The 14,085-nt window shown below is 40.0% G+C and carries 15 protein-coding genes; 11 read left to right on the top strand and 4 right to left on the bottom strand.

Annotated elements, in window-relative coordinates; all coding sequences use genetic code 11:
* Nucleotides 1-8: 8 nt before the first annotated feature.
* Nucleotides 9-935, top strand: coding sequence for a type IX secretion system membrane protein PorP/SprF (locus ACO05G_RS06850; protein WP_421765286.1), 927 nt, complete (start codon nt 9-11; stop codon nt 933-935).
* On the opposite strand, the gene ACO05G_RS06845 is transcribed toward ACO05G_RS06850, so the two are convergent.
* Nucleotides 932-1,273 (bottom strand): phage holin family protein, encoded by a 342-nt coding sequence (locus ACO05G_RS06845; RefSeq protein ID WP_421765285.1) that lies wholly within the window; start codon nt 1,271-1,273, stop codon nt 932-934. The two genes, ACO05G_RS06850 and ACO05G_RS06845, sit on opposite strands and share 4 nt — an antisense overlap.
* 12 nt (nt 1,274-1,285) lie before the next feature.
* Nucleotides 1,286-1,795 (bottom strand): gamma carbonic anhydrase family protein, encoded by a 510-nt coding sequence (locus ACO05G_RS06840; protein ID WP_421765284.1) that lies wholly within the window; start codon nt 1,793-1,795, stop codon nt 1,286-1,288.
* Between the two features lie 74 nt (nt 1,796-1,869).
* Here ACO05G_RS06840 and miaB point away from each other — a divergent pair, with 74 nt between their 5' ends.
* From miaB to secG, 5 genes are read left to right on the top strand one after another with little or no spacing between them, the layout of a single operon-like run.
* Nucleotides 1,870-3,327: a tRNA (N6-isopentenyl adenosine(37)-C2)-methylthiotransferase MiaB gene (miaB, locus tag ACO05G_RS06835; RefSeq protein WP_421765283.1), complete on the top strand. Its 1,458-nt coding sequence runs from the start codon at nt 1,870-1,872 to the stop codon at nt 3,325-3,327.
* Nucleotides 3,324-4,613 (top strand): sigma-54 interaction domain-containing protein, encoded by a 1,290-nt coding sequence (locus ACO05G_RS06830; RefSeq protein ID WP_421765282.1) that lies wholly within the window; start codon nt 3,324-3,326, stop codon nt 4,611-4,613. Before miaB ends, ACO05G_RS06830 begins: the two co-directional genes overlap by 4 nt.
* Nucleotides 4,594-5,118: an LPS assembly lipoprotein LptE gene (gene lptE, locus ACO05G_RS06825; RefSeq protein ID WP_421765281.1), complete on the top strand. Its 525-nt coding sequence runs from the start codon at nt 4,594-4,596 to the stop codon at nt 5,116-5,118. Before ACO05G_RS06830 ends, lptE begins: the two co-directional genes overlap by 20 nt.
* A gap of 40 nt (nt 5,119-5,158) precedes the next feature.
* A complete protein-coding gene (locus ACO05G_RS06820; protein ID WP_421765280.1) occupies nt 5,159-7,168 on the top strand; it encodes a hypothetical protein in 2,010 nt (669 codons plus the stop codon).
* The gene (gene secG / locus ACO05G_RS06815) at nt 7,169-7,543 is read left to right on the top strand and encodes a preprotein translocase subunit SecG (RefSeq protein WP_348281318.1); all 375 of its coding nucleotides are present in this window, start codon (nt 7,169-7,171) and stop codon (nt 7,541-7,543) included.
* On the opposite strand, the gene ACO05G_RS06810 is transcribed toward secG, so the two are convergent.
* A complete protein-coding gene (locus tag ACO05G_RS06810) occupies nt 7,540-8,247 on the bottom strand; it encodes a hypothetical protein (protein ID WP_348281319.1) in 708 nt (235 codons plus the stop codon). The two genes, secG and ACO05G_RS06810, sit on opposite strands and share 4 nt — an antisense overlap.
* Nucleotides 8,248-8,449: 202 nt before the next feature.
* On the opposite strand from ACO05G_RS06810, the gene ACO05G_RS06805 reads away from it, so the two are divergent.
* Together ACO05G_RS06805 and groL are read left to right on the top strand one after the other, a co-directional pair.
* Nucleotides 8,450-8,728 (top strand): co-chaperone GroES, encoded by a 279-nt coding sequence (locus ACO05G_RS06805; RefSeq protein ID WP_421765279.1) that lies wholly within the window; start codon nt 8,450-8,452, stop codon nt 8,726-8,728.
* Between the two features lie 28 nt (nt 8,729-8,756).
* Nucleotides 8,757-10,391 carry a chaperonin GroEL gene (gene groL / locus ACO05G_RS06800; protein ID WP_421765278.1) on the top strand — a complete coding sequence of 545 codons (1,635 nt, stop codon included), beginning with the start codon at nt 8,757-8,759 and terminating at the stop codon, nt 10,389-10,391.
* Between the two features lie 331 nt (nt 10,392-10,722).
* Here the strand turns inward: groL and ACO05G_RS06795 are convergent, their stop codons facing one another.
* Entirely contained in the window at nt 10,723-11,031 is a 309-nt protein-coding gene (locus tag ACO05G_RS06795) for a GIY-YIG nuclease family protein (RefSeq protein WP_421765277.1), read from the bottom strand.
* A 448-nt stretch (nt 11,032-11,479) separates the two neighbouring features.
* On the opposite strand from ACO05G_RS06795, the gene ACO05G_RS06790 reads away from it, so the two are divergent.
* The 3 genes from ACO05G_RS06790 to ACO05G_RS06780 all read left to right on the top strand — a co-directional run bounded on the left by ACO05G_RS06790 (nt 11,480) and on the right by ACO05G_RS06780 (nt 13,963).
* Complete coding sequence (locus ACO05G_RS06790) at nt 11,480-12,166, top strand: DUF6090 family protein (RefSeq protein ID WP_421765276.1); 687 nt, start codon at nt 11,480-11,482, stop codon at nt 12,164-12,166.
* A gap of 48 nt (nt 12,167-12,214) precedes the next feature.
* A complete protein-coding gene (speB, locus tag ACO05G_RS06785) occupies nt 12,215-12,991 on the top strand; it encodes an agmatinase (RefSeq protein ID WP_421765275.1) in 777 nt (258 codons plus the stop codon).
* A 177-nt stretch (nt 12,992-13,168) separates the two neighbouring features.
* On the top strand, nt 13,169-13,963 hold the full coding sequence (locus ACO05G_RS06780) for a hypothetical protein (RefSeq protein WP_421765274.1): 795 nt from the start codon (nt 13,169-13,171) through the stop codon (nt 13,961-13,963).
* Nucleotides 13,964-14,085 lie beyond the last annotated feature (122 nt).

Below are 14,085 nucleotides of genomic sequence, written 5' to 3'. Positions count from 1 at the left end.
TGAATGAAATGATGAAAAAGTCCTTAATATCTATTTTCCTACTAATAATGGTCAGCTGTGCTTTTGCGCAACAACGACCTGTTATGTCTACTTACATGTTCAACGGATTGGCACTCAATCCAGCTTATGCAGGAAGTTTAAATATTTTAAGTGCTAGCTTCATTCATAGAAAACAATGGATTAACGTGGATGGAGCCCCAACTTCCAATATTCTGGCCGTACATAGTTCCTTTTATGGAAACCAGGTTGGATTAGGTTTACAGGCATCTAAAGATGTAATCGGGGTACATTCCGAATCTGCAGTTTATCTAAGTGGTGCTTATAAGATAAAGACCAGTGCAGGAATTCTCGCTATGGGGTTATCAGGAGGCTTTGATAATAGGAGATCTGATTTTTCACAGCTTAATGTGTTGAACGAAGATGATGAGTTGTTAACAGGAACCCCTACCCGATTTACACCAAATTTTGGAACAGGTATCTACTTTGCCAATCCAAAAATGTATGCAGGTATTTCTGTTCCGTATATCTTAGAAAACAGTTTATATCAGGTCCAGGCAGACGGGACCACCTCAGAAGCTAAGGAAAGCAGGTATTATTATGCCACTGGAGGTATCATTCTTGATATCAATCAAAACATCAAATTCAGTCCATCCGCTTTATTCAGATATCAGGAACAAAGCCGGGTGGGTTGGGATTTAAATGCCACAATCATTTTCGATGGCATTGCCTATGCGGGTGTATCCTATAGAAGTGGTGATGCACTTGTTTTCCTTACCCAACTTATCCTCAATGAAAACTTCAGAATAGGATACGCATATGATGCGACTGTTAACGCCCTAAACAATAACTCAAGAGGTACGCACGAGATATTACTGAATTATAGGGTAAAACTCAGAAATTATAGAAAAGACCCTCAGTGTCCTGTTTATTTCTAACCCTCCTTGCTCAGGTCAGCTAAAAAGGCGTTGATAATTGAAAGCAATATGCTAAAGAGCAAAGCCCACCAAAAGTTATAAACCTCGAAACCTGAGATTAATGAATCTGCAATGAGCACGATTAACGCATTAATCACTACCAAAAAGAGTCCGAGTGTAAAAACCGTCAACGGTATTGTTAGGATAACCAAAATTGGTTTGACAGTAACATTCAATAACGACAAAATAATGGCAATGATGATGGCTGTCAAAAAAGAATCAACTACCACACCTGGTAGTAAGTAGGAAGCCACTATTACCGCGATTGATGACAATAAGATTTTAACTAATACATTCATAATTTTCTAATTCTATTTAAACCAACTAGCATACATCTTGTAATTACCTGCAATTCTACCTAGCATTTCTTTATTTTCACTATCCATGCTCTTTAGTTTCTTCCCAGGTATTCCTCCAAAAACCGTATTTTCCTCAACAACCGTTCCCGCCAATACAACTGTCCCTGCACCTATGATAGAGCCAGACTTTATAACCGCATTGTCCAAGACAATAGCTCCAATTCCGATCAAAACATTATCCTCAATCGTGCATCCATGCACAACCGCATTGTGCCCTATAGAAACATTGTTCCCTATGGTTGTTCCTGCTTTTTCATAGGTTCCGTGGATCGTTACATTGTCCTGAATATTGGTATTGTTACCGATTCGGATGTAATTAACATCTCCCCTTACCACCGCACCAAACCATACCGTACAATTATCCCCCATTTCAACTTCACCAACTATCGCACTATTTGGTGCAAACCAGCAGTCAGCACCAAATTTGGGTGTATAACCCCTCACCTCTTGAATATGAGCCATTTTTCTTTTAAAACTAGATAAAAATCAATAGCAGAAGTGCTGACAAAATGTCATTACCCTCCTATCTTTGCGACATGCAAGGATTGATAGCAGATATAGATTTATTGGAGGCCGAAAAGAATCAACCTGAATCATGTGAATTCAAAACCACAGAAGATGATGGGACAAAGGCACTGAAAAAACTATACATCGAAAGTTATGGGTGCCAAATGAATTTCTCCGATAGTGAGATTGTAACCTCGATATTAAAAAAAGAGGGATTTGGAACAACTTCTTCCCCTGAGCAGGCTGATGTTATTTTGATAAACACTTGTTCGATCAGAGAAAAGGCAGAGCAAACGGTTAGGAACCGGCTTAATTTTTTTAATGGTGTAAAAAAGAAAAATCGAGATGTGACCGTTGGGGTTTTGGGCTGCATGGCAGAACGATTAAAGTCCAAATTGCTCGAAGAGGAAAAAATTGTGGATTTAGTTCTTGGCCCAGATGCATATCGTGATTTACCAAAACTCGTAAAACAAGCAGAAGAAGGACAAAAAGGAATAAATACTTTCTTATCGAGAGAAGAAACTTATGCGGATATTTCCCCAGTCCGGCTAAACTCAAATGGAGTTACAGCTTTTATTTCTATCATGAGAGGCTGTGACAACATGTGTTCTTTTTGCGTTGTACCCTTTACCAGAGGGAGAGAAAGAAGCAGAGATCCACAATCTATTGTACACGAAGCTCAAGAGTTGTTTGATAAAGGATATCGGGAGGTTACACTTTTAGGTCAGAATGTAGATTCTTACAAATGGTCTGCTGAAGAGAATAACAAAGCCAGGTTAAACAAAAAAAATGATATTAATGAGATTGTAAACTTTGCCAACCTAATCGAAATGGTGGCAAAAATTCATCCGGATCTACGTGTAAGATTTTCTACTTCTCACCCAAAGGACATTACTGATGAAGTACTTCACACGATTAAAAAGTATGAAAACATCTGTAATTACATCCATTTGCCCGCTCAAAGCGGGAATTCTCGAGTTCTTGAACTCATGAACAGAACCTACGATAGGGAATGGTACATCAATCGAGTGGATGCAATTAGAGAAATATTAGGTGAAGCATGTGGCATTAGTTCAGATATGATCGCCGGTTTTTGCTCGGAGAAAGAAGAAGAACACGAGGACACGTTATCCTTAATGGATTATGTGAAGTATGACTTTTCTTACATGTTTTTCTACTCTGAAAGACCGGGAACACTGGCAGCCAAGAAATACACTGACGACATTCCGCTTGAGGTCAAGAAAAGAAGATTGCAGGAAATCATTGACAAGCAAAAAGAAATATCATTTGAGCGAAACAAGCTTGATATTGGCAAAGAGTTCAAAGTCCTTGTAGAAGGAACAAGTAAGCGTTCGGACCAACAGATGCAGGGAAGAAATTCAGCTAACAAAGTAATTATTTTTGATGCAGATGTTCCTGCAGGCACCTATGTGGACGTAAGAGTGAATGACTGCTCCCCTGCCACCCTATTTGGAGAATTAGTATGAGTTTTAAGATTGATTCAGAGATTCAAGCTATTAAGCAGCGATTTGAGATTGTAGGCAATTCCGACAAACTCAATAATGCGATCCGTGTGGCTATGCAGGTAGCTCCCACTGACATGAGCGTACTAATTACGGGAGAAAGTGGTGCTGGAAAAGAATCATTTTCCAAAATCATTCACAGCCTTTCCCACCGAAAGCACGGTCAATTTATTGCCATAAACTGCGGAGCGATACCGGAGGGCACGATCGATTCAGAGCTTTTCGGTCATGAGAAAGGCTCTTTTACAGGTGCTACTGGTGATAGAAAGGGGTATTTCGAAGTAACCAATGGAGGTACTATTTTCCTTGACGAGATTGGTGAGATGCCACAAAGCACCCAAGCCAGGCTGTTAAGAGTACTCGAGAATGGTGAGTTCATAAAGGTTGGATCTTCCAAAGTTCAAAAAACAGATGTCAGAGTCATCGCTGCTACCAATGTCAATTTGCTTGACGCAGTAGGAAAAGGGAAATTCAGGGAAGATCTATACTATCGATTAAGTACTGTGCCTATCTACGTGCCTGCATTGAGGGAACGAGATGACGATGTAGTGCTTCTTTTCAAAAAGTTTGCGTATGATTTTTCTGAAAATTATCGAACAGAGCCAATTAAACTTTCAGATGACGCCAAAAGGTACCTAAAATCTCATCGGTTCCCAGGTAATATCCGGCAATTGAAAAATTTGGTAGAGCAAATAAGCGTGCTCAGTGTGGAGAGAGAAATAAACCTGGATCAGCTTCAGACCTATTTGCCGAGAACTGGAAGTAATTTACCAGCCATACTAAGTAAAGAAGATACTTCTGACAATTTCACGGAGCGGGATATTCTGTATAAAGTACTTTTCGACATGAAATCTGACATGGCTGAATTGAAAAAATTGGTTTTCAAAATGTTGGATGGAGATGATAATGACCAAGAGATCTTAGAGGATCATAAAACACTATTTCAAAACATTGATTCCTCTCATGCACGGCTTGATGAGTACAAGGAAGAGAAAGATGAAGAAGATGGTGATGATGAGCCTAAGCTTGTGATTTCGTCTAATCAGGATGATTACGATTCAGAAGTTGAGGATATCACCCATGAAATGGAACTCGAAGATTCACTTTCATTAGAAAAGAAAGAAAAAGAGCTGATAATCAAGGCTTTAAGAAAGAATAATAATAAAAGAAAATACGCCGCAGAAGACCTGGGCATTTCGGAACGAACTTTGTACAGGAAGATAAAGCAATATGAACTTGAGAACCTTTAGTCTAATCTTACTGCTCTTATCACTCGGTCTTAGTTCCGGATGTGGCATCTACAATTTTACAGGAGGAACCTTATCTCCTGATATTAAAACGATTTCCATTGCTACCTTCTATAACAATGCGCCGTTGGGTCCATCCAATATGAGTGCAATATTTACTGAAACGATCAAAGATTATTTCCAACAAAATACAAGTCTAGAGCTTGTAGATAATAATGGACATCTGCAATTGGATGGATATATTGCCAATTACACCATAACACCTGTTGCAGCTACAGCCGGGAATCAGGGCCAGGCCGATTTTTCTGCATTATCCCGGATTACAATCACGGTTTCAGCTTCTTACACCAACATAAATGACCCTACTTTTGACTTTGACAAAACGTTCTCATTTTTCAAAGACTATGATAATTCCACAAATCTGGCAGCTAACGAAGAAGCGTTTGTAGAGGAGATATTCGACCAAATAGTTTTAGATATCTTCAATGCTTCCGTTGCAAATTGGTGATTTTGCTTAATTTTAGCTTAAACACCGTTAGCTTAGCCCAGTGAACAAAACCGAGTTAATCACCTATCTAAGAAATCCAAATAAGCTATCCAAGGAACAAGTGGGTAAGCTGGAAGAGGTAGTTAATGCACATCCGTACTTCCTGAGTGCTCGGCTTTTGCTTGCAAAGGTCAGCAAGGAACATAATCTTCCTGAAACCAAAAAGCGTGTTGCTTCAGCAGCCATTTACTCAACTGACCGGGTCCTTCTCAAGAAATATTTAAGTGGAAACCTTTTCTTCTTACAGGAACCTGCCCAAGCAGAAGAGTCGCCTAAAAAGGAACCTACTCAGGAAACAACTGGAAAAATTCCAATTCAGGAGAAAGTAGAGGGAAAGGATTCTATTGAAAGTAAAAAGCAACCAGAGGCTCCTCAGCCACCAAAGCAAACGGTTAGCACACCTACGACAGCAGAACCTACTGCAGAAAAAGATTCAAAGGAGCCTATCAAAGGTGCAACAACTAAGAAGGAAGAAAAACCTATTCGTACAGACACTGAAAAGGAATCTAAGCCAACTCCGAAACAGTCTGAAATTGCACCTCCTAAAAAAGCAATTGTTGAATCTGCTAAATCTGCTTCTCCAATTAAAAGCAGGGATGCAAAACCTCAACCAGAAGTTCCTGACTTACCAAGTGGTGAGCTCGATTCAATACTTGAGGATCTGGAGAGGGACATGGAGAACCTCAAAAACTCGAGAGCCAAGTTCGCTGAAGTACAGCAGAAAATAGAAGAAGATGATGCGGTCTCCGCAGCTATTCAAAAAGCTAGAACAGAAGATTCAGACAAGAAAAAAGAAAGCCCTGGTGAGACTACTACAACAATAGAATCAGAAGCAGGTAATGATGCTAACCAGGTAGAAGACAAAAAGGATGCGCCTACTTCTGAAAAGGACATCCTTGAAGTTGAAGAAGCACTTATAAAGGAGGTGCCGAAGGAGGAAGCTACTAAAGAGGAGACCGTGGATGAAGAGTCGAGAAAAGCAATTTCAGACATCACGCAACAGGTTTTAGAGGCTGCCAAGAAAGCTAAACAGGAGGTTGCAGAAGAAGATAAAAAAGAGTTAGAGACTACAGAGAAGAAAGAAGAAGAGCAAGAAAAAGAAAAAGATACTCCAAGCAAAGACGATGAACGAGCTGAAAGAGTGGTAAGAGAACCGCGCTTCTCCAGATTCTCATCCAGAAGCTACCTGAAGCCACCTGAAGATATTGATCCTGCTGCATTTCTTGATGACAAAAAGGAGGAAAAACCGGAGAGTAAAACTACCGAGGAGCCTAAAAAAGAAAAAGAAAGTAAAATCACACTTCCTGATCTCTCTAAAGCGAAACCTGTACCAAGAAAGAATCCTCGAAAGTCAAAATCAGAGTTAAAGTCTAGCCTCGTTGATACGGAAGCAATCGATGATAAGACTTCTGATACGAAGGAAGAAACTCAGAAAAACTCAGAATCTAAAAAGTCAGAAAAGAAAGAAGCAGCAGAAAAAGCTGAATCAAAACAGAAACCAAAAAAAGTAGCAGAAGAAAAACCGAAGAAAGAAAAACCTACTACCAAGAAAAAAACTACAGAGAAGAAAGCCACGGCTAAAAAGGCAACCGAGAAGAAAACGACAAAAGCCAAAGCATCAGAAACTAAGGCTACCAGTAAGAAAAAGACGGCTACAACCAAGAAGGAGACTGCCAAAAAGACCAGCAAAGAGAAATCCACCGCAAAGTCAACAAAGAAAGAAGACAAGAAAGATGATGATAAATCTGACGGGAAATCTCAGCAAGACATCATAGATAAGTTTATCAAAGAATCCCCTTCTATTAAGTATCAAAGGAAGGATGATATTAGATCTGAGGATTTAGCCGAACAAAGTGCAGCATGGGATCCCAACCTCGCTAGCGAGTATTTAGCAGAAATTTACCTTCATCAGGGAAATAAAAAGCGTGCCATCGAAATCTATGAGGCATTAAGCTTGAAATATCCAGAAAAAAAATCTTACTTTGCGGACTTAATTTCAAAGATTGAATAGATGTACGGTATAATAGTAACCCTGATTGTAATTGTAGCTGTGTTGTTGATTCTTGTGGTCCTTGCTCAAAACCCAAAAGGAGGAGGTCTTTCAAGTCAGTTTGGTGGATCTGGCACTACTCAGCTTATGGGTGTTAAAAAAACAGGCGATTTACTTGAGAAACTAACCTGGGGTTTTGCAATCACATTGTTAATACTATCTGTTTCTACCAATTTTATCCAGCCAAACACAGACGCTGACGTACTTTCAAGCCCCAATATTGAAAATGCACAGGGTGCTCAACCGGTAATCCCACAAGGAATCCAACCGGCTGATGCAGACAATTCTGGCTTGGAAGACCTTACAGGCTCTACTACTGATAGCACTGGCAACTAAGAAATCTCTCTTACCAACATTCTTTTAGCCACAGGCAATACAGTTTCTTTCAAAGGAAATTTTAGTTTGCTCACCGCTAAATAAGTAGCTGGATTAGGTAATTCCGTAAACTGGCGGGTCAGTTCTACCTTTATATTTTCGTACGTCTTGCTGATGTTCCTCATCTCATTCATAAGAAATTCAGTCGTCATACTTCTGTATTTTTCCTCTGCATGCTCAAAAAAGGTCATTTGATACCTGTATATAGCAATGTCATTTGATGAATCCTGATTTATGAAAAGATATCCTTCATCCGAATAGATTGGTGACACCCCTACCGGTTCCAACTTTATATTCTCTTCTACAAATTCATAAAGTTCTTTTCCTTCCTCCAGCATGTTCTTCATTTTTGGAATCGCGAAAGATATGATCTCTTCAATTTGTTGCATCACTTCGTCATCATTGACAATTTTTTCATAGGTCAACCTCAGTTTATTAAAGTCAGCCTTTGTCAATGACTCAGGGAAACTGTCATACATGAGCTTCTTACTTTCCCTTACCTTTATCAGGTTTCGATAGTGAAAGATTAAATCCGTCATAAAAGGATATAGCTCTGACTGATTAAAACGTTTACCCACATCCTTCAAATAGGCTAAAAGTACATACTTCTTATACTCATAATCAATAAGTCCATCTGTCAACCAATCGTGTTTTAAACTATCCATATACAAAGAATTTTAAGACAAAATTTAAACCTCAAATGTCAGTTTGTCAAGAATTAAAACGCAGTTTTAGGTGAATATGACATTACTTCCTGTAAAAATGTCACAATAAGGCATGAAAGTACTGACAAGCATGTATTGGCACACAAAATGTTAACAGTATGAATCAAATCTGAATTCTAACTAAACATAAACGTTTAACAACATGTCTAAAGTAAATTTCAAACCACTTGCTGACAGAGTTCTGGTAGAACCTGCGGCGGCTGAAGAAAAAACAGCGTCCGGAATCATCATTCCTGATACTGCAAAAGAAAAACCTCAGAGAGGACAAATTGTCGCTATCGGTACTGGTAAGAAAGATGAACCAATCAACGTAAAGGTTGGTGACCAGGTGCTTTACGGAAAATACTCAGGAACTGAAATCACCATTGATGGTAATGAGTTCTTGATTATGAAAGAAGCTGACATTTACGGAATTGTATAATTAATCTCAAAACTGAAATAAAATAATCATGGCAAAAGATATATTCTTTAATACTGACGCGAGAGATAGCATCAAAAAAGGTGTTGACATACTTGCTGACGCAGTTAAAGTAACACTAGGACCTAAGGGAAGAAATGTAATCCTTGACAAAAAATTTGGTGCTCCTAACGTAACAAAAGATGGAGTTTCTGTAGCAAAAGAAATTGAGCTAAAAGAGCCAATTGAAAACATGGGCGCTCAACTGGTAAAAGAGGTAGCTTCTAAAACTGCAGACGATGCTGGTGACGGTACTACTACTGCAACTGTCTTGACTCAGGCAATTTTTGGTCACGGAATCAAAAACGTTGCTGCCGGAGCTAACCCAATGGATCTGAAGAGAGGTATCGATAAAGCAGTTGCTGCTGTTGTTGAAAACCTTAAAAAGCAGTCTAAAGGAATTAAGACTTCCGAAGAAATCGCACAGGTTGCTTCTGTATCTGCTAACAACGACCTTGAAATTGGCAACATGATTGCTAATGCAATGGATAAAGTTGGAAAAGACGGAGTAATCACGGTTGAAGAAGCAAAAGGCACAGAGACTGAAGTGAAAACTGTGGAGGGTATGCAGTTTGACAGAGGATACCTTTCTCCATACTTTGTAACCAATACTGACAAGATGGAAGCTGAGTTGGAAAACCCTTACATCTTGATCTACGACAAGAAGGTTTCTAACATGAAGGAGCTGCTTCCAATTCTTGAAGCAACTGCTCAAACCGGAAAACCATTGTTGATCATCGCTGAAGATGTAGAAGGTGAAGCACTTGCTACACTTGTGGTAAACAAAATCAGAGGATCACTCAAAATTGCTGCTGTAAAAGCTCCAGGTTTTGGAGACCGAAGAAAAGCGATGCTTGAGGATATTGCTATCCTTACAGGTGGAACAGTAATCTCTGAAGAAAGAGGATACAAACTAGAGAACGCTACGCTTGATTACTTAGGTACTGCTGACAAAATCAATATCGATAAAGACAACACGACCATTGTAAATGGTGCTGGCAAGAAGAAAGATATTGAAGCTAGAGTCAACCAAATCAAGCAGCAAATCGAGAATACGACTTCTGATTACGATAAGGAAAAACTACAAGAAAGACTTGCTAAGCTTTCTGGTGGTGTAGCTATCCTGTACATAGGAGCTGCTACTGAAGTAGAAATGAAGGAGAAGAAAGACCGTGTAGATGATGCACTTCACGCAACAAGAGCTGCTGTACAAGAAGGTATCGTTGCTGGTGGTGGAGTTGCCCTTATCAGAGCAATGAAAGCGCTGGACGGTCTAACACTTGAAAATGAAGATCAGAATACAGGTGTGACGATCGTAAGAAACGCGATCCAGTCTCCGCTAAGAACAATAGTTGAGAACGCCGGTGGCGAAGCTTCCGTAGTGGTGAATGAAGTAGTTGCAGGAAAAGCAGATTACGGATTCAATGCAGCAAACGGAGAGTATGTAAACATGTTCAAAGCAGGGATCATTGACCCTACGAAGGTGACAAGACTTGCACTTGAGAATGCAGCCTCTATCGCCGCTCTCCTATTGACTACCGAGTGTGTAGTTGCTGAAGAGCCAGAAAAAGAAGGTGCAGCTCCAATGCCTCCAATGCCAGGTGGTGGCATGGGCGGTATGATGTAAGAACATCTAAGCGTATAGATATAGAAAGCCTTCTCCTTATTGGAGAGGGCTTTTTTTTTGTGCAAAATGGGATTTAGGACGCTCCCTCACACAACCCTTAGGCCCAGACCTAGGCGGCCCCACCGGCACTGGCGTGTCGGGCCCTTCCTTCCCGCTGTGACCCTAGCGTTTGAGAGATGATGTACTATAATTGTCTACCCTTCGATAGCGCTCCTCCGTCGCTACTCAGGGTGACAATTAATCCTGAGTTTAAAGGCTGTGTCATCCTGAGTTTATCGAGCTGTGTCATCCTGAGTTTATCGAAGGAAAGACACATTCCACATCTTTATTTTCATTCATTATAACTCCGCTTCAAAAAATATGCTTTGCTCAATTCTGGCAACTTAATCCATTCTCTTTTTATCAACGCTTCCTTCTTTTCTCTTCTCCACCCTTTCACTTGCTTCTCAAATGCAATGGCCTGATTAACATCACTAAAATGCTCTTCAAAAACCAATTCAACAGGTCTTCGACGATAGGTGTAAGCCTTGAGATCAAGACCTTCATTATGCTGCAATAATCTTGTTTCCATATCATTTGTCACGCCCACATAGTAAGAGTCATCTGAGCATTTAAGAATGTAAACGGTATATTGTTTCATACCCTTAAATTAGATACAATAATTGTCTACCCTTCGATAGCGCTCCTTCGTCGCTACTCAGGGTGACAATTAATCCTGGGTTTATCGAACTGTGTCATCCTGATTTTATCAAGCTGCGTCATGTTGAGTTTAGCTGTGTCATCCTGAGTTTATCGAAGGACAGACACATTCCATATGCTTACTATAGGCAAAAACAAATCATCTAGACTGAGTAAGAAACTCCCTGGATCAAACGACTTCATATAATCTTGTTGCTGAAGGATCAGTACTTTGGATCATCGTGCCATGTTCCTCACTGCTACGCTAACCACCTGCCTATGCCGACCGGCAAGCGCAGTGCTTCGCAGTTGCTATTGTAGGTGTTGGGTAGCTGCGCTATCTTAGTGTCTTTCTGCTAAGTTCGTGGTGCTCAGCGCGCTAGACTAGCGTTAACCTTCATCCACCAGGCATGAAACGAATTTTCGAAACTTTAAGTAAAAAATGGCCGGAATACGTTTTGGAGGTTTTGGTTATTACGATAGGTATTCTTGGTGCTTTCGCACTTAATAACTGGAATGAGGAAAGAAAGGAAAAAATTCTCGAACGTAATTTATTATCAGAGGTGAGAGGAGGCCTGAAACAAGACATGAAAGGGATTGATCGAATGCTGGAATTTCAAAAATTAATAAATACAAGTCAGAATATTTTGATCGAATGGCTGGGTAGTGAACAAGCTTATAACGACACCCTTTCTACACACATTCATCAGTCGCTTTATTACAGCTCTTATCAAGCACATGAAGGCCCGTACGAAACATTGAAGCAATTTGGCATGCACAAGATTCGGAACGATACAATAAGACGCCAAATTGGTCTTTTGTATGAGGTGGTATATCCCGAATACTATAGTTTGCTAGCCATGTATCAGCATAATCTCGACAAGATGGGTCCTTATATAGAAGATCATTTGCTCGAAATAAATTACCGGGAAGCCATTCGAATAACCGACGTAGAAAAAATGAAAGCAGATCCGAAGTTGCGGTTCATGATCGGCTCACTCCAGAATATCGGTGAATCAAATCCTTTTGGGAATACGCCATGGGTCAAAAATCAAATTGAACGTACGCTAGAATTGCTCGAGCGAGAATTAGAATAATTAGAGGAAGGGGTTAACAGATACTAGCGGGCACCTAATTCTATCCTAATGAAAGAAATCATCATACAAGGAATCCAATTTGATAAGAAGTCATCCTTTCAACGCGGACCTGCACTTGCTCCTCCATTGATCAGGGAAGCATTGCATTGCGGTTCGGCAAATTATTTCACAGAAAATCTCATTTCCATTGAAAGCACCAGGATTGTTGATAAAGGTGACTTTGAAATAGCTGATTATTTTGATATCGAGCAGATTACAGCAAAGCATTTACAATCAAATGCGAAGATTTTAACCTTAGGCGGAGATCACTCCATCACATACCCAATCATTAAAGCTCACACTTTAAAGTATCCTAAACTGGATATTTTACAAATTGACGCGCATGGCGATTTATATGATTCCTTTGAAGGTGACAAGTATTCTCACGCCTGCCCTTTCGCCAGAATTATGGAAGATGGTCTTGCGGACAGATTGGTCCAAGTGGGTATTCGAGCTTTGAATACCCACCAGGCAGAGCAAGTTGAAAAATACAACGTGGAGGTGCATCATATGAAGTCGTTGGATTTATCTGCCATACCACGATTTGAAAATCCATTGTATATCTCTCTAGATATGGACGGTTTTGATCCGGCATTTGCACCAGGAGTTTCACATCATGAGCCCGGAGGACTCACATCAAGGCAAGTACTAGACTTAATTCATAGCATAGATACAGAAATCATAGGAGCGGATATTGTCGAGTATAACCCAGATCGAGACGTGCAAAAAATGACGGCATTTCTGGCATCTAAGATGATGAGAGAATTGCTGGGCAAGATGTTATAGAAGAACTTTATTAAGAATATAGAAACCTCAGACTAATGTATCTTCTCAATTCTAAACCATTTTTTTCATTTTGGGAAGATGTATTCTTAGAAAAATGTAATTTAATGTGACTTAAGGACAATTTACGCATTGGCATAGGAGTTGAAATACATATAGCGAACCAAAATTTAGATCACAATGAAAAAGATATTAGCCCTTTTACTAATTCCATTGATCATGCTTTCTGCGTGTTCAGATGATGACGGAAACGTGCAGGAACCAAAACCTGAAATGCCACCCGAGTCCAGTATGGCTCCCAACTTTGACAATTTTGATGAAGATGGTGCCAGAGCTGAAACGATCAATAACTGGGCGTATGCGGCAACCAGTGTAGGAGTATACTCTGCCATCTTGTATGCGAATCTGGTAGTTCCTGTTACCGCTTTCAAAATTGGCTTGAATCAGGAGGCCTCCTATGAAACATCAACAAATCTTTGGGTGTGGGAATATGATATCAATGTTCCTAACAAGGGAACGTATAATGTAAGACTAACCGCAGATGTTGATGGAACAGATGTTGACTGGACAGGCTATATCTCACTGTCCGGATCATTCGAAGATTTCGTTTGGTTTGAAGGCCAATCGAACCTTACCGCGGATGCTGGTACATGGACGCTTTATGAAAGTCCTGAAAGTCCTTCGGCATGGTTAACAGCCAACTGGAGTGATAATGAATCCTCAGGTGTAACTTCTTCCACATTCACCGTGGAAAAGGAAGGAAATTTCTTTGATAGCAGCATTTCATATACCGTAGATACCAATGCGGATTATAATCGAAATGTCGTTATTGTAGATACCAATGTATCCAATACCATTGAAGTCGATTGGAATCAACCTTCCGGAGAGGGGCGTGTAAAAAGTGAAGCTCGATTTGAGGACACCAATTATCACTGCTGGGACGATACATTAAATGACATTGACTGCCCTTCATAATAAGACCAGTTAGCTGAAGTGAAACCCCTCCTATTTGGTGGGGTTTTTTATTTTGGACGTTGTAGGCAGATCTTTACTTCACTACAGAATTTTTCTGGACATCTAAGATGATTAGGAAATTG

Source organism: Ekhidna sp., assembly GCF_965227465.1.
Lineage (GTDB): Bacteria > Bacteroidota > Bacteroidia > Cytophagales > Cyclobacteriaceae > Ekhidna.
This window is presented reverse-complemented; position numbering and strand designations above follow the sequence as displayed.

What these genes read in the sequence shown, in the direction of transcription:
- ACO05G_RS06850 (WP_421765286.1), top strand. Translation starts at nt 9, where the DNA reads ATGATGAAAAAGTCCTTAATATCTATTTTCCTACTAATAATGGTCAGC.
- ACO05G_RS06845 (WP_421765285.1), bottom strand. Translation starts at nt 1,273, where the DNA reads ATGAATGTATTAGTTAAAATCTTATTGTCATCAATCGCGGTAATAGTG.
- ACO05G_RS06840 (WP_421765284.1), bottom strand. Translation starts at nt 1,795, where the DNA reads ATGGCTCATATTCAAGAGGTGAGGGGTTATACACCCAAATTTGGTGCT.
- miaB (WP_421765283.1), top strand. Translation starts at nt 1,870, where the DNA reads ATGCAAGGATTGATAGCAGATATAGATTTATTGGAGGCCGAAAAGAAT.
- ACO05G_RS06830 (WP_421765282.1), top strand. Translation starts at nt 3,324, where the DNA reads ATGAGTTTTAAGATTGATTCAGAGATTCAAGCTATTAAGCAGCGATTT.
- lptE (WP_421765281.1), top strand. Translation starts at nt 4,594, where the DNA reads ATGAACTTGAGAACCTTTAGTCTAATCTTACTGCTCTTATCACTCGGT.
- secG (WP_348281318.1), top strand. Translation starts at nt 7,169, where the DNA reads ATGTACGGTATAATAGTAACCCTGATTGTAATTGTAGCTGTGTTGTTG.
- ACO05G_RS06810 (WP_348281319.1), bottom strand. Translation starts at nt 8,247, where the DNA reads ATGGATAGTTTAAAACACGATTGGTTGACAGATGGACTTATTGATTAT.
- ACO05G_RS06805 (WP_421765279.1), top strand. Translation starts at nt 8,450, where the DNA reads ATGTCTAAAGTAAATTTCAAACCACTTGCTGACAGAGTTCTGGTAGAA.
- groL (WP_421765278.1), top strand. Translation starts at nt 8,757, where the DNA reads ATGGCAAAAGATATATTCTTTAATACTGACGCGAGAGATAGCATCAAA.
- ACO05G_RS06795 (WP_421765277.1), bottom strand. Translation starts at nt 11,031, where the DNA reads ATGAAACAATATACCGTTTACATTCTTAAATGCTCAGATGACTCTTAC.
- ACO05G_RS06790 (WP_421765276.1), top strand. Translation starts at nt 11,480, where the DNA reads ATGAAACGAATTTTCGAAACTTTAAGTAAAAAATGGCCGGAATACGTT.
- speB (WP_421765275.1), top strand. Translation starts at nt 12,215, where the DNA reads ATGAAAGAAATCATCATACAAGGAATCCAATTTGATAAGAAGTCATCC.
- ACO05G_RS06780 (WP_421765274.1), top strand. Translation starts at nt 13,169, where the DNA reads ATGAAAAAGATATTAGCCCTTTTACTAATTCCATTGATCATGCTTTCT.